Source organism: Micromonospora sp. I033 (genome assembly GCF_053890995.1).
On sequence record NZ_JBSSLX010000110.1, the window covers coordinates 1 to 18,117 of the forward strand.

Consider the following 18,117-nt stretch of genomic DNA (forward strand, 5'->3'; position numbering starts at 1 on the left):
CGCCCTGGGCGCCGAAGAGGCTGAGGAACTCGACCGCCTCGCCGTCGGCGGGGCCGAACCAGTGCGGCACCCGGGTGTCGAACTCGGCCGCCTCGCCGGGCGCGAGCACCAGGTCATGCTCGCCGAGGACCAGCCGCAGCCGCCCGTTGAGCACGTAGACCCACTCGTACCCCTCATGCGTCTGCGGGGTGGGCTCGGCGGGCCGGGCGGTGGCCGGGATGACCAGCTTGTACGCCTGGATGCCGCCGGCCCGGCGGGTGAGCGGGAGCATGGTCATGCCGTGCCGGGTGACCGGCCGCAGGTGGATGCGCGGGTCGCCGGTGGGCGGGGCGCCGACCAGCTCGTCGAGCGTCACGCCGTGCGCCCGGGCCAGCGGCAGCAGCAGTTCCAGGGTGGGGCGGCGGCTGCCGGACTCCAGCCGGGACAGGGTGCTCACCGAGATGCCGGTGGCGGCGGACAGGTCGGCGAGCGTGGTCTCCCGCTCGCGGCGCAGCGCGCGCAGCCGGGGCCCGACTGTTTCGAGCGCCCGGTCGAGGTCGTCGTCCATCCCCCTAGTTTGCCAGAACAGCAACAATGTTTGCGGGTTCGGCCAGCACCGCCGCATGGTTGCGGCAAGGAGGTGGTCAGGATGACCGAAGGGTACGAGGTCGTGGTGATCGGCGGTGGCGCCGCCGGACTGAGCGGGGCGCTGATGCTGGCCCGGGCGCGCCGGTCGGTCCTGGTGATCGACGGGGGCAGCCCGCGCAACGCGCCGGCCGAGGGGGTGCACGGGCTGCTGGCCCGCGACGGCATGCCCCCGGCCGAGCTGCTGGCACGCGGCCGGGACGAGGTCCGCCGGTACGGCGGGCACCTGCTGGCCGGCGAGGTCGACACGGTGACCCGCGACGGGGAGGGCTTCGCCGTGGCGCTGGCCGACGGCCGCCGGGTCCGGGCCGGCCGCCTGCTGGTGGCCACCGGCCTGGTCGACGAGCTGCCGGAGCTGCCCGGGCTGCGCGACCGGTGGGGCCGGGACGTGGTGCACTGCCCGTACTGCCACGGGTGGGAGGTGCGCGACCGGCCGATCGGGGTGCTCGCCACCGGGCCGCTGTCGGTGCACCAGGCACTGCTGTTCCGGCAGTGGAGCGACGACGTCCTCTTCCTCCGCCACACCGCGCCGCCGCTCACCGCCGAGCAGGCGGAACAGCTGGCGGCCCGGGGTGTCACCGTGGTCGAGGGCGAGGTCGCGTCGGTGGAGGTCGCCGAGGACCGGCTGGTCGGGGTACGCCTGCGCGACGGCCGGATGGTCGCGCGCGAGGTGTTGGCCGTGGCCTCCCGGATGGTGGCGCGGGCCGGGTTCCTGGCGGCGCTCGGGTTGCCGGCGGTGGCGCATCCCGCCGGGGTCGGCGAGCACGTCCCCGCCGATCCGACGGGGCGTACCGAGGTGCCCGGGGTCTGGGTCGCGGGCAACGTCACCGACCCGGCCGCCCAGGTCGGCGCGGCAGCGGCGGCGGGCGCCGCGGCGGCGGCCGCGATCAACGCCGACCTGGTCGGCGAGGAGACCCGCCGGGCGGTCGAGGCACGGCGTCGGGACGCGTTCTCGCCGGAGTCCGAGGCGCGGGTGGGCGAGCTGGTCGCGGGCGACCGTCGCCACGGCCTCTGAGCCGGCGGGCAGGGACGTTCGGCCGGCGGCGCGGCCGGCGGGTGACCGCGGCCGCGCCGCCACCGGCGTGACCGGGTACGCGGAGGGGTGGCGTTCACGAATACGACTTACCCGGACATTATCGCCCTTTAGGTTTGCTGCGGAGGGACGCAGTCGAGACGGGGGGCGACGTGGACGGGTATCCGGCGATCGAGGATCACGGGCTGATCGGTGATCTCCAGACCGCCGCCCTGGTGACCTGCGACGGGACGATCGACTGGTTCTGCGCGCCGCGCTTCGACTCCCCCAGCATCTTCGCCAGCATCCTCGACAAGGAGCGCGGCGGCTTCTTCCGCATCGCCCCGGACGAGACCACCTACGTCACCAAGCAGCTCTACCTGCCCGGCACCCCGATCCTGATCACGCGGTTCATCAGCGCCGACGGGGTCGCCGAGGTCCAGGACTTCATGCCGGTCACCGGCGAGAAGGTCACCGACGTGCACCGCCTGGTGCGGATCGTCACGATGGTCCGGGGCAGCATGCGGTTCCGGCTGGAGTGCCGGCCCCGGTTCGACTACGCCCGCGAGCGGGCCCAACTGGAGCGGCACCCCAACGGGTACGTCTTCCGCGGCTCGTCCACGTCGTTCACCTTCAACCCGGTCCAGCCGGTACGCCGGCTGATCGCCGAGGAGGACATCCACTTCGAGGACGGTGACCTCATCGGGTTCGGCACCCTCAACCAGGGCGACACCGGCGGGGTGGTGCTGGAGACGAACTCCGGCATGGAACCCCGGGTGGTCCCCCTCGAAGAGGTGCAGGGGATGTTCGAGTGGACCCGCGACTACTGGCGACGGTGGGTCGAACGCTCCCGGTACACCGGGCGGTGGCGGGAGATGGTGGAGCGGTCCGCCATCACGCTGAAGCTGATGACGTATGCGCCGACCGGCGCGATGATCGCCGCGCCGACGGCGGCGCTGCCGGAACTGGTCGGCGGCACCCGCAACTGGGACTACCGCTACACCTGGGTCCGGGACACGTCCTTCTCGGTGCACGCACTGCTCGGCCTCGGTTTCACCGAGGAGGTCGGCCGCTACATGGACTGGCTCGACGAGCGCATCCGCGAGGCCGGCGACCACCAGGCCCCACTGAAGATCATGTACCGGGTCGACGGCTCGTCCGACCTGCACGAGGAGGTGCTCGACCACCTGGAGGGCTACCGGGGCTCCCGGCCCGTCCGGATCGGCAACGGCGCCGCCGACCAGCTCCAGCTCGACATCCACGGCGAGGCGCTGTACGCCATGCACCTCGCCGACGAACAGGGCATCCGGGTCTCCCACCAGGTGTGGAAGAGCACCGTCCGGCTCGTCGACTGGCTGTGCCACAACTGGGACCAGCCCGACGCCGGCATCTGGGAGAGCCGCCACCACCCCCGGGACTACACCTTCGGCCGGGTGATGTCCTGGGTCGCCCTGGACCGGGCCATCCGGCTCGCCGCCCGGACCGGGCGGCCCGGGGACATCGGCTGCTGGACCACCCAGCGGAACCTGATCTACGACCAGGTCATGGCGCGCGGCTACCACCGGGGCCGCGGGTCCTTCGTCCAGGCCTACGGCGAGAACGTGCTGGACGCCGCGCTGCTCGCCATGCCGGCCGTCGGCTTCGTGACGCCGTCGGACCCCATGTGGTGCCGCACCCTGGAGGCCATCGAACGGGAGCTGGTCTCCGACAGCCTGGTCCACCGGTACGACCCGATCCACTCCCCCGACGGGCTCCCCGGCCACGAGGGCACCTTCAACATGTGCACGTTCTGGTACGTCGAGGCGCTGGCCCGCTCGGGCCGCCTGGACGACGCCCGGCTCACCTTCGAGAAGATGTTCACCTTCAGCAACCACCTCGGCCTCTACGCCGAGGAGATCGCCGCCACCGGGGAGCAGATCGGCAACTACCCGCAGGCGTTCAGCCACCTGTCGCTGATCAACACGGCGCTGGCCCTCGACGAACTGCTGGAAATCGAGGCCGAGTCCCGGCGGAGACGGTGACTCCTCCCGTCACCCGGGCCCAGGGTTAGCCGCACGCAGGAGGGGTAGCCAGTCGCGCCGCGTCTGCAGCGCCGCTAAACCGGCCTTCCTTGCCGACGACCCCTGCCGAGAGGAACGACGGTGTCACCCGAGTATCGCAAGAACCCGGAGGCAGTCTCCCGGTTGTCACCCGAGCAGTACCGGGTCACCCAGGAGGGTGGCACCGAGCGGGCCTTCGACAACCCCTACTGGAACAGCAAGGAGCCGGGCATCTACGTCGATGTCGTGTCCGGCGAACCATTGTTCGCCTCCGTCGACAAGTACGACAGCGGCACCGGCTGGCCCTCCTTCACCAAGCCGATCGAGCGGAAGAACGTGGTCGAGGTCCCGGACGCCACCCTCGGCATGGTCCGCACCGAGGTCCGGTCGGCGCACGGGGACAGCCACCTGGGGCACGTCTTCGACGACGGCCCGGTGGCGACGGGCGGCCTGCGCTACTGCATGAACTCCGCGGCGCTCCGGTTCGTCCCCCTCGACGACCTGGAACGCGAAGGGTACGGCGAGTACCGCGCACTGTTCGAGCACCCGGACGGGGGAGCTGAGCGATGACCGACACGACTGAGAAGGCGATCCTGGCCGGCGGCTGCTTCTGGGGCATGCAGGACCTCATCCGGAAACGCCCCGGCGTGGTCACCACCCGGGTCGGATACACCGGCGGCGACGTGCCGAACGCGACGTACCGGAACCACGAGGGCCACGCCGAGGCGATCGAGATCATCTACGACCCCGCCACGCTCTCGTACCGGGACCTGCTCGAGTTCTTCTTCCAGGTCCACGACCCCACCACGAAGAACCGGCAGGGCGGCGACATCGGCACGAGCTACCGGTCCGCCATCTTCTACGAGAACGACCAGCAGCGGCAGGTCGCCGAGGACACGATCGCCGACGTCGACGCCTCCGGCCTGTGGCCGGGCAAGGTGGTCACCGAGGTCACCCCGGCCGGCCCGTTCTGGGAGGCCGAGCCGGAACACCAGGACTACCTGGAGAAGCATCCCGGCGGTTACACCTGCCACTTCCCCCGGCCCGAGTGGAAGCTGCCCCGGCGCGGGGAGAAGCAGGGCTAGTCGCCCGTCCGCCGACGACAGTTCCGACGAGAGGAGGCCCCGTGGCCGCCAGGACCCAGACGCTCGCACGCGCCACCGACATCCGGCCGTTCACAGTGGAGATCCCCGAGGCGGATCTCCAGGCGCTGCGTGAGCGCATCGCGGCCACCCGCTGGCCCGAGAAGCAACTCGTCAACGACCAGTCGCAGGGCGTGCCGCTGGAGACGAGCCAGGCGCTCGCCCGCTACTGGGAGAAGGAGTACGACTGGCGCAAGGTCGAGGCCAGGCTCAACTCCGTGCCGAACTGCATCACGGAGATCGACGGGCTGGACATCCACTTCCTGCACATCCGGTCGAAGCACGAGAACGCGTTGCCGCTGATCGTCACGCACGGCTGGCCCGGCTCGATCATCGAACAACTGAAGATCATCGGACCGCTGACCGATCCCACGGCCCACGGCGGCTCCGCGTCGGACGCCTTCCACCTGGTGATCCCGTCGATGCCGGGCTTCGGGTTCTCCGGCAAGCCGACCGAACCAGGCTGGGGTCCGGAGCGCATCGCGAGCGCCTGGACCGAGCTGATGAAGCGCCTCGGTTACACCCGGTTCGTCGCCCAGGGCGGCGACTGGGGCGCGCTGATCACCAACATCATGGGTGTGCAGGCGCCTCCGGAACTGGCCGGCATCCACACCAACATGCCGAGCGCGGTTCCGCCGGATCTCGACGCGCTGACCCAGTCGGACATCACCGGAGCGAACGCCGCGCTCAGCAAGCTGCCGGCCAACCTCTCCGACGAGGAGCGGCGGGCCTGCGAACAGCTGGACTTCTTCTGGAAGCACTCGGCGTACGCCCTGATCATGGCCACCCGCCCGGAGACGCTGATCGGCTTCGCGGACTCCCCCATGGCGCTGGCCACCTTCATGTGCGACCACGACGCGGCCAGCCTGGAACTGATCTGCCGGGCCTTCGGCGGGAACCCCGGCGGCCTCAGCCGCGACGACATCCTCGACAACATCACGCTCTTCTGGGTGACCAACACGGGAGTCTCCGCCGCCCGCATCTACTGGGAGAACAAGCTCTCCTTCTTCTCCGCCAAGGACGTCTCCGTGCCGGCCGCCGTCAGCGTCTTCCCGGACGAGCTCTACGAGACCCCGCGGAGCTGGGCCGAGCAGGCCTATCCGAACCTCATCCACTACAACACGCTCGACCGGGGTGGGCACTTCGCAGCCTGGGAGCAGCCGCAACTGATGTGCGACGAGCTTCGCACCGCCTTCCGGTCGCTGCGTTAGATGGCCGTCTTCGAGCGGCTGCGCCTGCCCTCGCTCGACGGGGCGACCGAGTGGCTCAACTCCGGGCCACTCGGTCCCGCCGAGCTGCACGGCCGCCCCGTCCTCGTGAACTTCTGGACGCTCACCTGCATCAACTGGCTGCGCCAGGAGCCGTACGTCCGGGCCTGGTCGCAGGCATACCGGGACGACGGGCTGGTCGTCATCGGTGTGCACACGCCGGAGTTCTCGTTCGAGCACGACATCGACGGGGTGCGCCAGGCCGTCGCGACGCGCGACATCGCCTACCCCGTCGCGGTCGACAACGACTACGGGGTCTGGAACGCGTTCGACAACCACTACTGGCCGGCGCTCTACTTCGTCGACGCGGACGGCGTCATCCGCGACCACCACTTCGGCGAGGGACGCTACGAGAAGTCGGAACGCGTCATCCAGCGGCTGCTCGGCGTCGAACGCGACCTCGTCCCGGTGGACGGGCTCGGGGTGGAGGCCGACGCCGACTGGGCCAACCTGCGTACGCCCGAGACGTACCTCGGCTACGGGCGGTCCGAGCACTTCGCGTCACCGGACGACGCCACGTACGACGCACGTGACGCCTACGAACTCCCCGAGACCCTGCCGGCCGACCACTGGGCGCTCGCCGGCGAGTGGACGATCGGCGCGGAGAAGGTCGCGGTCGACCGGGCCGGCGGCACCCTCGCCTTCCGGTTCCACGCGCGCGACGCGCATCTCGTGCTGGCGCCCGCAGGGCGGGAGCCGGTCCCCTTCCGCCTGCTCCTCGACGGCGCGCCGCCAGGCCCGTCCCACGGGGTCGACGTCGACGAGGACGGCAACGGCATGCTCCGGGAGGGCCGGCTGTACCAGCTCGTCCGCCAGCGGGACGGGGTCCGGGATCGCACCCTGGAGATCACGTTCCTCGAGCCCGGCGCCGAGGCGTACGTGTTCACCTTCGGCTAGGGGACGGGCGCGCCCGGCCGCCGGGCGCGCCCGTCCCGGTCAGCAGCAGCCCGAGGCGGCCCCGCTGGTCACCGGCTGCCGGTCGGTCGCCGGGGTGCAGCAGGCACCCTCGGTCGCCTTCTCCAGCTGCGCGGAGTCGGCCTTGACGGTGTAGACCTCCCAGGGCTCGTCGCCGGGGCCGCGGACCCAGACCTTGTCCTGGAGGGCGTAGCAGCACTCGGTGTCGTTCTCCTCCAGGGTGATCAGGCCGGAGTCGGTGAGGCGCCGGGTGGCGGCGTCCACCTCGTCGGTGCTGAACACCTCGACGCCCAGGTGGTCCAGGACGGTGGGCCGGTCGGGCTCACCTTCGAGGAGCACGAGCTTCAGGGGCGGGTTCTCGACGGCGAAGTTGGCGTAGCCGGGGCGGCGCTTGGCCGGCTCGACGCCGAACAGCTTCGCGTAGAAGGCCACGGAACCTTCGAGGTCGGAGACGCGCAGGGCGAGCTGGACACGGGACATGGTCTCCTCCGGTGGATTCGAGTTCCTTGTCTAGATGCTTTTCGAAGCAGGGCCCACGTTGCCCGCTGTTTTGAGATCTGTCAACCTAGAGGAATGTCGAAACAAGAGCTGCCGGTGGTGGACCTCGACGCGGTCGCCTGCTGCTCCCCGATCGCGGCTCGCCCCCTGGACGCCGCGCAGGCGGGCGTGGTGGCCCCGATGTTCAAGGCCCTGGGCGACCCGGTGCGGCTCCGGCTGATGTCGATGATCGCGTCGGTGCCGGAGATCTGCGTGTGCGACCTGACCCCGGCGTTCGACCTGTCCGGACCGACCATCTCGCACCACCTCAAGGTGCTGCGCGAAGCCGGCCTGGTCGACGCCGAGCGCCGGGGCACCTGGGTCTGGTACCGGGTGAAGCCGGAAGCGTTCCGCCAGCTCGGCGCGCTGCTGGAGATCTCGCCCGCCCCGGCCGCCGGTGGCGCCGCGTGAACCTGGCCCCGGCTCGGTTCGCCGGCACCACCCTGCACCCGGCCGAGGAGAACCCATGACCGCGCCGACCGGCATCACCGTCACCGCGATGACGGACCAGCACGCCGAGGCCGTGCTCGCCATCTACCGGATGGGCATCGCCAGCGGCAATGCCACCTTTGAAATTGAACCACCCAGCTGGGCGCAGTTCACCGCCAGCCGGCTGCCCGGCCACCGCTGGGTCGCCGTCGACCCCACCGGCCGCGTCCTCGGCTGGATCGCCTGCTCCGCCGTCTCCGACCGGTGCGTCTACGCCGGAGTGGTCGAGCACTCCGTCTACGTCCACCCCGACGCCCGCGGCCGAGGCGTCGGGCGACTCCTGCTCGACGCCCTGATCACGTCCACGGAGCAGGCCGGCATCTGGACAATCCAGTCCGGCGTGTTCCCCGAGAACACCGCCAGCCTGGCCCTGCACACCGCCTGCGGCTTCCGCACCGTCGGCACCCGGGAACGCGTCGGCCGCCACCACGGCACCTGGCGTGACGTCACCCTCATCGAGCGCCGCAGCCCCACCGTCAACTGACAGCGAGATGAGCGACGAGCTTGCCGTCCTCCGCCCACCAACTCCGCCCGCACCGCTGAGCCGAGGCAGGGGCATGTAACGAGGCGCGCCTCGTCCACGCCGTATCGAGGTGATGTCACACCTCGATGAAGGGCGTGTCGTGGCTCAGCTCTCCGCGAAGGCCCGCGAGCGGGCAGCGCTGGCGACCATCGCCGACGCGATCGTGGCGGCGTCGGTGGGCAAGGGCATACGGATCTCGATGGCGTGCCCGACCTCCCACCTGGCGGTGGTCGACTACCTGGCGCAGGCGCTGCACGCCCGTGGCCGGGCCTGCCGCTGCCTCACCGAGACCCCGGCGGGCGCCCACGACCTGCACCCGGGCCGACCGGTGAACGCTCCAACCGTTGTCGTCATCACCAACGGACTGGTGACGGAGACCGACCGTGGCGTGCTGCGCGTGAACATCAGCGTGACGTCCGCGGCACCCCCGGCGGGCGACCCCGGGACCAGCCACCCGGAGGCGGACTCACCCGCCGGCGCGCCGGACATCATCCTCGACTACCGCGAGACCGACGGTCCCCTGATCCGCTACATGGCGCCCTTCCTCTCCGTGGACAGGCAGCAGTAGCAGGCACCCCGGCACACCAGCCGCGTGTGACGGCGAGCGCAGCGGGAAGGTCGGTGGAATGACCGACCCGTCGGAGCGGGCGCGCAGCGCGCTCCAGCAAATCCACGAGGCCGCCGTGCGACATCGGGACCTTGAGCTGCACCACGCGGCCGACGACATCGTCCAGGCGGCCCAGGCGAGGGGCCTCGACCCGGGGCCGGTCGAGTCGTACCGCCCCTGCCCGGTGTGCGGTGCCGAGCCGGGGCAGTTGTGCGTCAGCGTCCCCGGCCAGCCCGTGACCCCGGGCGACATGCACCCGGAGCGCACGGAGAAGGACCTGTGATCCCTTCGAGCAGGAGAGTCACTCCAGATCAGGCGGGTGTTGCCGCACGGGAGTGTTGATCTTCCAGCTCCCGATGGTGGATAGGGCTGGTCAGCGCGTCCGCCTGTCACAGCTGTTAGGGGACGTCAGGCATCGTCCGACAGCGGTTCGCCGGTCTCCAGGAGCGACTTCAGGCTCGACACCACGTTCGGCCAGCCGTGGCTGACCATCTCGGCCAGGCTCGATCCGGGCTCGAAGCCGTCGTGCACGACGGTGAGCTTCACGACCTGCGCGGCCTCCTCGATCGTGAAGGTGACCTTCGAGCGGGCCTCGCCGGACAGCCGGGCGAGCAGTTCGTCGTCCCAACCGAAGCGCTTGGCGAGCTCCGGGGTGATGGCGTGCCAGGTGTAGGAGAGCCGCCGGTAGGGCTCGGCCTCCAGCACGACCTGCTCCGGGTCGCTGATCAGCACGCCGTGGTTGTCCCAGGTCATCGGCGAGCCGACGGACCAGTCCGTCGTGAACTCCGTGGCCCAGTAGCGGCGGGTGAAGGCGGGGTCGGTCAGCGCCTGCCAGAGCTTCTGCGGGGTGGTGCGGATGTAGGTCGTATAGACGAAGGTCGGCGCGTCCATCGGGGTCTCCTCCAGGGCGAGTTTCAGGTCCGCCAGGGCTTGGACCCTGGCCCGGTCGTAGCGGCTGATCCACCGGTGGGCGATCTCGTGCACGGGGGCGGCGTTGAGGTAGTGCAGCTTCTCCCGGCCCCGCCGCACGGTGGCGACGAGCCCCGCGTCCTCCAGCACCGCGAGGTGCTTGCTGACGGACTGCCTGGCCATGTCGAGTCCGGCGCACAGCTCGCGCAGCGTCTGCCCGTTGCGGGCGTTGAGCGAGTCGAGCAGCGCGCGCCGACTCGGATCGGCCAGCGCCTTGAACACCTCGTCCATGCCCGCCCTCGCACCCGGGGTCGAAATGCAGCCTTCTGGCTGCCTTTAAATTAGGCAGCCAGACGGCTGCCTGTCAAGACGCCGAGCCCGTCGTCCACGACGCCGTGTGCCGCCATCCCCTGCTGTCGATGACAGCGCTTTCTGGCCGCCGTACGTTCGTCACCATGGCGACCTACTGGACCTTGGGATGCGACGCGGACGATCCCCAGCGGCTGGCTGCCTTCTGGGCGCTGGCCCTCGGATACGTCAAGGAGCCCGGTTTCGACGAGCCCGCCAACGCGTCCATCGTCGACCCGAACGGCAGCGGACCTGCCATTGGTTTCCTGAAGGTTCCCGAGCGCAAGTCCGCCAAGAACCGGATGCACATCGACGTCCGCGTGGCGGGCCCGGGCCCCTGGGACATGGTCGAGCGCGCACGGCTGATCCAGCAGAAGGTGCCCGAACTGGTGGCCGCCGGTGCGACCGTGCTCCGCGAGGAGTGGTACGGCGACACCTTGGGCCACGTCGTCATGCGGGATCCCGAGGGCAACGAGTTCTGCGTGGCGTGACGCGCGGCGGCGTGAGTGATCTTCCTGGGGTGATGGGTGGGCGCGGCAGGTTTCGAACCTGCGACCCCTCGCTTGTAAGGCGCTTTCGGCGAGAGTCGTAGCGTCCGCTGACGTCCACCGGGTTCGGGCCGGAGGCGACATCCGTCCGCGCTGGTCCGGCCTCGGCCGCCACCGTTGATGTCAACGACTGATGTCAGGTCGCCGCTGCAGTCGGCTCCCCTGCTGCACCAACCGCTGAAGGTGCCACCCGGCGGGGGAGATTCACCGGATTGGCATAGCTGGCTATCCGGCCACCCCAACGTCGGCGGCGGTTCCTATGTGCCGCCCACGCAGGCCGGCCATCGTGCCACACAGCCAGGTGGATGAGGTGGAAAGGCGAGCCTGGTGACGCAGCACGCCAGGACCAACAGACCGACGATGATGAGGAAGACCTTGAATCTGGTGCTCATAGTGACGCTCATCCTGTGGGCGGTCCCCCCGGCCCGCAATCCCCTCGATCCAGCGACCCCAGAGATCGCCGACGCCTACTGCTCACCGAGACCGTGACCCCCGCCGGGGGGATCCGGTCACAAGCTGTCGGCTGCTGCTGGCTGGTGCTGGCCCGCGTCGACGAGCAGGGGCGGGGCCTCGTCGGTTGACGTTCTGGTCCGGCCCGCATCAACGCTCGCGCTGCCTTCTTGCTGCCTCACTGCCTGACGCCTCGCTTACAAGAGGAACATGCCGGTGGCGCGGCACCCTGGAGTTACTTCCGTCTGAGTTCTACCTACTCGTCGGCAGCGGGTACTGGTCAAGGGGGACCCGCTCGCTAATCGCGAGCCCGAATGTGCCGCTGGCCGGGACCTGCGTCCGAATCTCGCCAGACTGGTCCAACGGCCGCGTCCCGGTGATCGTCAGGACGAAGGTGGCGGGCTTGCCGACCGCCACGTCGTATCTGTCCCATCCGGGCCCTAGGTGGACCTGCCCGCAGTCGCCCTGGGAGGGATAGTCGTGGCCGTTGATGCTTAGCTTCTGCTGAAGCAGGGCGTCGTCGCAGCGGATGGACACAACGAGATCGAGCGTGCTCGGCACCATCGTCAGTTCGACGCGGCGCTCCGGCAGCGCTGCGGACTCCACGGCCACGAGCCGGGCACCGTTGGCGTACTCGGGGAATCCTTCGATGGTGCGTATCGGCGATGTGCGGTCGGCCGGGGCGGGCGTGAGGTCCGCGTGCAGCCCGGGTACGGCAACGGTCGCCGCGATGCCGCCCAGGGCGACCACCGCGCAGGTCGTCCAGGTCGCGATACGGCGGCGTCGCCTCACGACCACCTTGGCCCGCACGCCGCGCAGTCGCATGTCATGCCTGACCTGCTCCACCGGTTCACCGGAACGCTCGTCGAGCACCTGCGTCAGATCGGTCAGATTCATTGCAGCATCCCTTCCGGTGCCAGGGTCTCGTCGAGGCGGAGCTTGGCCATGGCCCGACTGGCCTGGCTCTTGACGGTGCCGACGGAACAGCCGAGGGTCTCACCGATCTCGGCATCCGACAGGTCCTCGAAGTACCGCAGGACGAGTACGGCGCGCTGCCGGCGAGGCAGGCGTCCCAATGCCCGCCAGAGGCGGTCCCGGTCGTCGAGATCCGAGTACCGGTCCGCCTCGGCGGCCGCCTCAGGAAGGTCGGCCGTGGGAACCTCGCCCCGCCACCGGCGCCGCCACCACGACGCGTTCGCGTTGACAATGATGCGCCGCACATAGGGCTCCGGGTCACCCTCGATGCGCCCCCACGCCTCCCACGCCCGCGCCAGTGCCGTCTGCAAGAGGTCCTCGGCCAACGCCCAATCGCGCGTGAGCAGGAACGCAGTACGCAACAGCCGTGGCGAGCGGGTCGCGACGAACTCGTCGAAGCCCTCAGGTGTGATCAAGTCCCCGCCCTTCCTACCAGTCACCAGGTAGTACCGGCTGCGAACGGAAAAGGTTGCATGGCCAACGGCCACTCGACTCGGCAGGGTGAGTTCAGCCGGACCGAGGCATGGCTAGAAGGACCGAGGCATGGCTAGAAGGACCGAGGCATGGCTAGAAGGACTCAGATATTGAGAAGTAGAAGCGGTACATCCCCCAGTGGGGATGACATGCAAGTCTTAGGCCCTGCCCTGCGAGTTGTCGTACGACTTCCGCGACGAAGCATCCGCCCGGTCGATGGTCGACCGGATGATGAAGACCTCGGCCGGCACGTGGCGGGATCTCCTAGCGGCGGTTCGGCAGGAGTCCAACCGCCAGACTCGCTAGGTGAGTGGCCGCTCGATCTGGGAGCGCGCCTTCACGAATGAGTTCGGCGAAACACCTGACGTGCCGAGAAGGGTCACCATGCCGATGGTCTGGGTGTCTGCCCACATGCAGACGGAGACCGGGACGCCCTGGGTCTCACCCGTGCCGCAGCGAGCCTCGCCGCCCATCGGCCCTGGTCTGATGGACTGGATATCGGACAGTCTCGGCAGAGCGGCGAAGATCTTGTCCAGGCTTCCCTTAGGGTCAGTGACCTTGCCGGACACCCCGCTGACAAGAATGGTGCGGCTGCCATCGAGAAGGGCGTAGGCGGCACCGACTTCGCTGGTTGCCTCGCCGTCGAGGAACTGTTTGGAGGTGTCCGTGTTCTGCTGGGCCTGATCTCGCAACTTGCGGCTCGTCGACTCGGGCCAGCCGCTGAGCAGCTTCTCCGGCTTGACCACACGCATCGGCGTAGCTGGAGACGGCGACGCTGTGCGTGGCAGCGACGTCCCTTCCACCGGGTCAGCGGCTCCCGAACAGCCGCTCGCTGTCAGGAGGGCCGTGAGGGTCAGCACGGCCACACCCGCCGCGCGTCCTTTCGCACCTGCCTGCCGTGTCCTTGCCATGCGCCACGTCCTCGTCTCACGTTCCTGGGAGCGCACGGTATCCCAAGCGATCATCGTCGAGGCATAGGCGTCTCCTGCGACGTTCGCCTCTGCTGGGCGTAGATCGGATGGTAGCGGTCAACGGCAGGTGTCTGGTCGGACATGCACACCGCACCACGGTGGCAGCTCGGCGACCCACACCCGCCAGCCGCCGGCGTCTCGCCGAGTTTCGAACCGCCACGGGTGAGCTGTCCCGCTGAGATTGACCTGCTCGTTCCACCAGACCGCATGAACCTGGGCAATCACCGCCGCACGGTCGTCGCCCTGGTCCTCGACGTCGGATCTGGATTTGGACAACGGCACCGCCGCCATCGGCCAAACTGTGCAGCGGGCCGGCGGGAAGCTCCGTCTGCAAGGCACCAAGACCGAGGACTCAGACAGCCTCCTTCCGCTGCCCGACTGGACCTGGCTCGTGCTGCTCGACCACCAGGAACGGCAGCGCAAGGAACGCGCGCGACTGGCGGAAATGTGGCAGGACCACGGCCTGGTCTTCCCCTCCGAGGTCGGCACCCCGATGGAGCCGCGCAATCTGAACCGTCACTTCGCGGCGCTTCGGGAAGCGGCCGGGTGCCCGGACGTCCGGCTACACGACCTACGGCACACGGTCGTGTCCCTGCTGATGGAGCTGGGCGTCCCGCCGCACGTCGTCCAGGCCATCGCCCGGCACGCGGACGTGAAGATCACTCTCAAGATCCACTCGCACGCCAACCTTGATGTCATGCGGCAGGCGCTCGGGAAGCTCGACGGACGGCTCTCGTGACTGCTACTGCTGTCACCGTTGCTGTCACCGCTCCGGGGAGTGATCTTCTCGGGGCGGTTTTCGCTGGTGATTGGTGGTGGGCGCGGCAGGTTTCGAACCTGCGACCCCTCGCTTGTAAGGCGAGTGCTCTCCCACTGAGCTACGCGCCCGGAACGCCCGTACGGCGGGCCGGAGGGGCAAGCTTACCTGCCGGCCTACGACCCGGTCGAACGACGTGCCAGGGGTGGGATCAGGCGGCGACGGCCTCGGCGAGGGCCTTGCGCCAGCCCTGCTGGTCCCGCGCCTCACCGGGCATGTTCATCTCGGCGAACCGGACCACACCGGCCTTGTCGATGACGAAGGTGCCCCGGTTGGCGATGCCCGCGACGTCGTTGAAGACGCCGTACGCCTGGGCCACCGCGCCGTGCGGCCAGAAGTCGGCCAGCAGCGGGAACTGGTAGCCCTCCCGGTCGGCCCAGATCTTGTGCGCGTAGACCGAGTCGACGCTGACGGTCAGCACCTGGACGTCCTCGTTCACGTACTCGTTGAGGTTGTCCCGCACCTCGCACAGCTCGCCCTGGCAGATGCCGGTGAAGGCGAGCGGGTAGAAGACCAGCAGCACGGTGCGCCGGCCACGGAAGTCGGAGAGCCGGACCTCCTGGTTGTTCTGGTCCTTGAGCACGAAGTCCGGCGCCTCGGCGCCAACCTCGATGGGCATGCGAGCTCCCTTGGATCGGGTCTGGAGGTGATCAGCCTGCCACACCCGGCGACGCCGGTCGCCGGGTGCGGACCCGCCCTACTTCTTGCTCTTCGACCCGCGCCGGAGCACGAGGCGGGCGCCGCTCCAGTCGCGGCCCGCATTGATGGTGGAGGTCTGCTGGAGGCCGGCGGTCTGGGCGCTCTCCGCGACCTCGCTCGGCTCGACGTGACCGTCCCGGCCGGCCTTCGGCGTCAGGAGCCAGACCACGCCGTTGTCGGCGAGCGGTCCGAGGGCGTCGACGAGGAGCTCGAAGAGGTCACCGTCGCCGTCGCGGTACCAGACGAGAACCGCGTCGACCACCTCGTCGGTGTCCTCGTCGACCAGCTCTCCACAGCGGTCGGTCAGGGCGTCGCGGAGATCCTGGTCGACGTCGTCGTCGTAGCCCATCTCCATGACGACCATCCCCGGCTCGATCCCGAACCGGTCCGCCAGGCTGCGTACCCCGTCGGCGGCCTGACCAGCGGTCGCGCTCACTGTCGCGTGCCTCCTCATCTCATCCCTGCTCGTGGCGTCGTCCGACGCCGTCGGGCCCAGTCCACACAGTTGTGGCTCCCCGCGCAAGTGGCGCACCGGGTGGAACGGAATTTACCGTGCCAGCAGCGTACGGGCACCCTGGGTAATGGCTTCCTCGGAGACCAGAACCTGACGTGCCGCCGGACCTAATGGTACAAACGAGTCAAGACCGGCGACTCGGCGCGCCGTGCCGACATATCCGGCGTCGACCAGCGCGGCGATCACACCCTCGCCCACCCCACCGGAGCGGCGGGTCTCGTCGACGACCAGCACCCGGCCGGTGGCCGAGGCCTCCCGGATGACGTCCGCCACCGGCAGCGGGGCCAGCCACCGCAGGTCCACCACCCGGCTGCCGATCCCCTCGTCGGCCAGCGTGGCCGCCGCCCGCAGCGACATCCGGACGCCGTTACCGAAGGTGATGATGGTGAGGTCCTCGGCCGAGCCGACCCCGTACACCCGGGCACGGCCGATCGGCACGTGGCGGGCGGACCAGGCGCCGGGCTCGGCGTACTCGGCCAGCCACTCGCCGTCGCCCTCCGTGTAGAGGTCGCGGGTGTGGTAGAGCGCGATCGGCTCCAGGAAGACGCTGACGGCGCCGTCCACCGCGGCGGCGGCCAGGCAGGTACGCAGCATCGGCGCGGCGTCGTCCGGCCGGGCCGGCACCGCGATGACCAGCCCCGGCACGTCGCGGAGCACGGCCACCGAGTTGTCGTTGTGGAAGTGCCCGCCGAAGCCCTCCTGGTAGGCAAGCCCGGCCACCCGCACCACCATCGGGTTGCGGAACGCGCCCCGGGAGAAGAAGCGCATGGTCGCGGCCTCGCCCCGGAGCTGGTCCTCGGCGTTGTGCAGGTACGCCAGGTACTGGATCTCCGGCACCGGCAGCATCCCGGCCACGCCCGCGCCGAGCGCGAGCCCGAGGATCGAGGTCTCGTCGAGCAGCGTGTCGAACACCCGCGCCGCCCCGAACCTGTCCCGCAGCCCCTTGGTCACCCCGTACACCCCGCCCTTGGCGGCCACGTCCTCGCCGAAGACGGCCATCCCGGGGTGGTCGAGCATCCCGTCGGCCAGCGCCGCGTTGATGCTCTGCGCGAGGGTGAGCGGCCCGGCCAGTTCCGGCGGCTTGCCGCCGAAGGCCTCGGCGCGGGCGCCGGCGGCCGGGCCGGCCGCGCGGGTCGCCGCGTCGGCGACCGCCCGGGAGATGCGGACCGGCCGGCGCGGGGCCAGCTCGGCCACCACGTCGACCGGGGAGGCGAGCTTCGGCTCGTCGAGCACCCCCTCGGCGAGCCGGCGGATCTGCCAGCCGCGCTCGTCGTACCGGGCGAGCAGCTCCTCGCCGGTGGCGAAGCCGGCCTCGACCAGCCGCCGGGCGGTGGCCAGCAGCGGGTCCCGGGCCACGTCCGCGGCGATCTCGGCCGGGCTCCGGTACGCGGTCTCCGCGTCGGCGCCGGCGTGTCCCATGAGCCGCACGGTGGTCAGGTGCAGCACGGCGGGCCGCCGGTGCCGGCGCACCCAGGCCGCCGCCTCCGCCGCCACCCGGTACGCCTCGACCACGTCGGTGCCGTCGGCGGCGAAGTAGCGGATCCCCGGCCTGCTCCGCAGGCTCTCGGCCACCCAGCCCTGCGGTGACCGCACGCTGATCCCCAGCCCGTTGTCCTCGCAGACGAAGAGGACCGGGATGCGCAGCCCGGTGTGGTCGTACCATCCGGCGGTGTTGAACGCCGCGGTGGCGGTGGCGTGGTTGACCGAGGCGTCGCCGAACGAGCAGACCACGATGGCGTCCGGCGGCCAGGGCGTGGTGTCGGCGTCGGCCGGCCGGCCGGCGCGGCGCAGCCGTTCCAGGGCGAGGCCCAGGCCGACCGCCCGGGGCAGGTGCGAGGCGATGGTGGAGGTGGTCGGGATGACCGCGAGGTCGGCCCGGCCGAAGACCTTGTGCCGGCCCCCGGCGATCGGCTCCTCGGCGGAGGCCACCATCCCGCGCAGCACGTCGCGGGCCGCGGCCGCGTAGGCGTCGTCGGGGTCGGGCAGCGGCAGCTCGGGTACGCCGGCCGTCGCCGCGCCGGCGGCGTCCACGGCCACCCCGGCCCCGGCCGGCAGGCTCGCCGCCTCGGCCTCGGCGCCGGACCGGTCCAGCACGGGATCGGACGGGTCCACCCCGGCACCCGACGAGGCCACGGGATCGGACGCGTCCGCCCCGGCACCGGACGAGGCCACGGCATCGGACCGGTCCACCCCGCGGTCGGCGGTCACGACCTCGGTGACCTGCTCGGGCTCCGGCGCCGCATCCTGGACCTCGCG

At 70.5% G+C, this 18,117-nt stretch carries 21 protein-coding genes and 2 tRNA genes; 12 read left to right on the forward strand and 11 right to left on the reverse strand.

Features of this window, described 5'->3' with window-relative positions; all coding sequences use genetic code 11:
• Window positions 1–547, reverse strand: a 547-nt coding sequence (locus ACW0Q9_RS18660) for a helix-turn-helix domain-containing protein (RefSeq protein ID WP_456182976.1), incomplete at its 3' end; no start/stop codon positions are given.
• Window positions 548–628: 81 nt separating this feature from the next.
• On the opposite strand from ACW0Q9_RS18660, the gene ACW0Q9_RS18665 reads away from it, so the two are divergent.
• The 6 genes from ACW0Q9_RS18665 (at window position 629) to ACW0Q9_RS18690 (ending at window position 6,982) form a co-directional block, all read left to right on the forward strand.
• Complete coding sequence (locus ACW0Q9_RS18665; RefSeq protein WP_456182978.1) at window positions 629–1,639, forward strand: NAD(P)/FAD-dependent oxidoreductase; 1,011 nt, start codon at window positions 629–631, stop codon at window positions 1,637–1,639.
• Between the two features lie 170 nt (window positions 1,640–1,809).
• A complete protein-coding gene (locus ACW0Q9_RS18670; RefSeq protein ID WP_456182980.1) occupies window positions 1,810–3,657 on the forward strand; it encodes a glycoside hydrolase family 15 protein in 1,848 nt (615 codons plus the stop codon).
• A gap of 120 nt (window positions 3,658–3,777) precedes the next feature.
• The gene (msrB, locus tag ACW0Q9_RS18675; RefSeq protein ID WP_456182982.1) at window positions 3,778–4,245 is read left to right on the forward strand and encodes a peptide-methionine (R)-S-oxide reductase MsrB; all 468 of its coding nucleotides are present in this window, start codon (window positions 3,778–3,780) and stop codon (window positions 4,243–4,245) included.
• A complete protein-coding gene (gene msrA, locus ACW0Q9_RS18680; protein WP_456182984.1) occupies window positions 4,242–4,760 on the forward strand; it encodes a peptide-methionine (S)-S-oxide reductase MsrA in 519 nt (172 codons plus the stop codon). Before msrB ends, msrA begins: the two co-directional genes overlap by 4 nt.
• Window positions 4,761–4,801: 41 nt before the next feature.
• Window positions 4,802–6,028 (forward strand): epoxide hydrolase family protein, encoded by a 1,227-nt coding sequence (locus ACW0Q9_RS18685; protein WP_456182986.1) that lies wholly within the window; start codon window positions 4,802–4,804, stop codon window positions 6,026–6,028.
• Complete coding sequence (locus ACW0Q9_RS18690; RefSeq protein ID WP_456182988.1) at window positions 6,029–6,982, forward strand: redoxin domain-containing protein; 954 nt, start codon at window positions 6,029–6,031, stop codon at window positions 6,980–6,982. It begins immediately after the preceding gene.
• Window positions 6,983–7,021: 39 nt separating this feature from the next.
• On the opposite strand, the gene ACW0Q9_RS18695 is transcribed toward ACW0Q9_RS18690, so the two are convergent.
• Window positions 7,022–7,480, reverse strand: coding sequence for an ArsI/CadI family heavy metal resistance metalloenzyme (locus tag ACW0Q9_RS18695; RefSeq protein WP_456182990.1), 459 nt, complete (start codon window positions 7,478–7,480; stop codon window positions 7,022–7,024).
• 93 nt (window positions 7,481–7,573) lie between these two features.
• Between ACW0Q9_RS18695 and ACW0Q9_RS18700 the strand changes: the two genes are divergently transcribed.
• The 4 genes from ACW0Q9_RS18700 to ACW0Q9_RS18715 all read left to right on the forward strand — a co-directional run bounded on the left by ACW0Q9_RS18700 (window position 7,574) and on the right by ACW0Q9_RS18715 (window position 9,439).
• Window positions 7,574–7,948: an ArsR/SmtB family transcription factor gene (locus ACW0Q9_RS18700; protein ID WP_456182992.1), complete on the forward strand. Its 375-nt coding sequence runs from the start codon at window positions 7,574–7,576 to the stop codon at window positions 7,946–7,948.
• A 55-nt stretch (window positions 7,949–8,003) separates the two neighbouring features.
• On the forward strand, window positions 8,004–8,510 hold the full coding sequence (locus ACW0Q9_RS18705; RefSeq protein WP_456182994.1) for an N-acetyltransferase family protein: 507 nt from the start codon (window positions 8,004–8,006) through the stop codon (window positions 8,508–8,510).
• 139 nt (window positions 8,511–8,649) lie between these two features.
• Window positions 8,650–9,117 carry a hypothetical protein gene (locus ACW0Q9_RS18710; protein WP_456182996.1) on the forward strand — a complete coding sequence of 156 codons (468 nt, stop codon included), beginning with the start codon at window positions 8,650–8,652 and terminating at the stop codon, window positions 9,115–9,117.
• A 58-nt stretch (window positions 9,118–9,175) separates the two neighbouring features.
• On the forward strand, window positions 9,176–9,439 hold the full coding sequence (locus tag ACW0Q9_RS18715) for a zinc finger domain-containing protein (RefSeq protein WP_456182998.1): 264 nt from the start codon (window positions 9,176–9,178) through the stop codon (window positions 9,437–9,439).
• Window positions 9,440–9,564: 125 nt separating this feature from the next.
• Here the strand turns inward: ACW0Q9_RS18715 and ACW0Q9_RS18720 are convergent, their stop codons facing one another.
• A complete protein-coding gene (locus tag ACW0Q9_RS18720; RefSeq protein WP_456183000.1) occupies window positions 9,565–10,356 on the reverse strand; it encodes an ArsR/SmtB family transcription factor in 792 nt (263 codons plus the stop codon).
• Window positions 10,357–10,520: 164 nt separating this feature from the next.
• On the opposite strand from ACW0Q9_RS18720, the gene ACW0Q9_RS18725 reads away from it, so the two are divergent.
• Window positions 10,521–10,904: a VOC family protein gene (locus ACW0Q9_RS18725; RefSeq protein ID WP_456183002.1), complete on the forward strand. Its 384-nt coding sequence runs from the start codon at window positions 10,521–10,523 to the stop codon at window positions 10,902–10,904.
• Window positions 10,905–10,937: 33 nt separating this feature from the next.
• Here ACW0Q9_RS18725 and ACW0Q9_RS18730 read toward each other — a convergent pair.
• The 4 genes from ACW0Q9_RS18730 to ACW0Q9_RS18745 all read right to left on the reverse strand — a co-directional run bounded on the left by ACW0Q9_RS18730 (window position 10,938) and on the right by ACW0Q9_RS18745 (window position 13,606).
• A tRNA-Val gene (locus ACW0Q9_RS18730) sits at window positions 10,938–11,024 on the reverse strand.
• 639 nt (window positions 11,025–11,663) lie between these two features.
• A complete protein-coding gene (locus ACW0Q9_RS18735) occupies window positions 11,664–12,308 on the reverse strand; it encodes a hypothetical protein (RefSeq protein ID WP_456183004.1) in 645 nt (214 codons plus the stop codon).
• Entirely contained in the window at window positions 12,305–12,802 is a 498-nt protein-coding gene (locus ACW0Q9_RS18740) for a SigE family RNA polymerase sigma factor (protein WP_456183006.1), read from the reverse strand. Before ACW0Q9_RS18740 ends, ACW0Q9_RS18735 begins: the two co-directional genes overlap by 4 nt.
• A gap of 360 nt (window positions 12,803–13,162) precedes the next feature.
• Window positions 13,163–13,606 (reverse strand): hypothetical protein, encoded by a 444-nt coding sequence (locus tag ACW0Q9_RS18745; protein ID WP_456183008.1) that lies wholly within the window; start codon window positions 13,604–13,606, stop codon window positions 13,163–13,165.
• A 493-nt stretch (window positions 13,607–14,099) separates the two neighbouring features.
• On the opposite strand from ACW0Q9_RS18745, the gene ACW0Q9_RS18750 reads away from it, so the two are divergent.
• Window positions 14,100–14,570 (forward strand): tyrosine-type recombinase/integrase, encoded by a 471-nt coding sequence (locus tag ACW0Q9_RS18750; protein ID WP_456183010.1) that lies wholly within the window; start codon window positions 14,100–14,102, stop codon window positions 14,568–14,570.
• Window positions 14,571–14,644: 74 nt separating this feature from the next.
• On the opposite strand, the gene ACW0Q9_RS18755 is transcribed toward ACW0Q9_RS18750, so the two are convergent.
• From ACW0Q9_RS18755 to ACW0Q9_RS18770, 4 genes are all read right to left on the reverse strand, one after another.
• A tRNA-Val gene (locus ACW0Q9_RS18755) sits at window positions 14,645–14,719 on the reverse strand.
• Between the two features lie 80 nt (window positions 14,720–14,799).
• Window positions 14,800–15,267: a peroxiredoxin gene (locus ACW0Q9_RS18760; protein WP_456183012.1), complete on the reverse strand. Its 468-nt coding sequence runs from the start codon at window positions 15,265–15,267 to the stop codon at window positions 14,800–14,802.
• 78 nt (window positions 15,268–15,345) lie between these two features.
• Window positions 15,346–15,783 (reverse strand): DUF3052 domain-containing protein, encoded by a 438-nt coding sequence (locus ACW0Q9_RS18765; protein ID WP_456183014.1) that lies wholly within the window; start codon window positions 15,781–15,783, stop codon window positions 15,346–15,348.
• A gap of 111 nt (window positions 15,784–15,894) precedes the next feature.
• The coding region (locus ACW0Q9_RS18770) for a thiamine pyrophosphate-dependent enzyme (protein ID WP_456183016.1) at window positions 15,895–18,117 on the reverse strand (2,223 nt) is incomplete at its 5' end.

Bases quoted from the DNA above. Each gene is read 5' to 3' on its own strand.
- ACW0Q9_RS18720 (WP_456183000.1), bottom strand. From the start codon at position 10,356: ATGGACGAGGTGTTCAAGGCGCTGGCCGATCCGAGTCGGCGCGCGCTG.
- ACW0Q9_RS18665 (WP_456182978.1), top strand. From the start codon at position 629: ATGACCGAAGGGTACGAGGTCGTGGTGATCGGCGGTGGCGCCGCCGGA.
- msrA (WP_456182984.1), top strand. From the start codon at position 4,242: ATGACCGACACGACTGAGAAGGCGATCCTGGCCGGCGGCTGCTTCTGG.
- ACW0Q9_RS18760 (WP_456183012.1), bottom strand. From the start codon at position 15,267: ATGCCCATCGAGGTTGGCGCCGAGGCGCCGGACTTCGTGCTCAAGGAC.
- ACW0Q9_RS18695 (WP_456182990.1), bottom strand. From the start codon at position 7,480: ATGTCCCGTGTCCAGCTCGCCCTGCGCGTCTCCGACCTCGAAGGTTCC.
- ACW0Q9_RS18690 (WP_456182988.1), top strand. From the start codon at position 6,029: ATGGCCGTCTTCGAGCGGCTGCGCCTGCCCTCGCTCGACGGGGCGACC.
- ACW0Q9_RS18715 (WP_456182998.1), top strand. From the start codon at position 9,176: ATGACCGACCCGTCGGAGCGGGCGCGCAGCGCGCTCCAGCAAATCCAC.
- ACW0Q9_RS18705 (WP_456182994.1), top strand. From the start codon at position 8,004: ATGACCGCGCCGACCGGCATCACCGTCACCGCGATGACGGACCAGCAC.
- ACW0Q9_RS18700 (WP_456182992.1), top strand. From the start codon at position 7,574: ATGTCGAAACAAGAGCTGCCGGTGGTGGACCTCGACGCGGTCGCCTGC.
- ACW0Q9_RS18725 (WP_456183002.1), top strand. From the start codon at position 10,521: ATGGCGACCTACTGGACCTTGGGATGCGACGCGGACGATCCCCAGCGG.
- ACW0Q9_RS18735 (WP_456183004.1), bottom strand. From the start codon at position 12,308: ATGAATCTGACCGATCTGACGCAGGTGCTCGACGAGCGTTCCGGTGAA.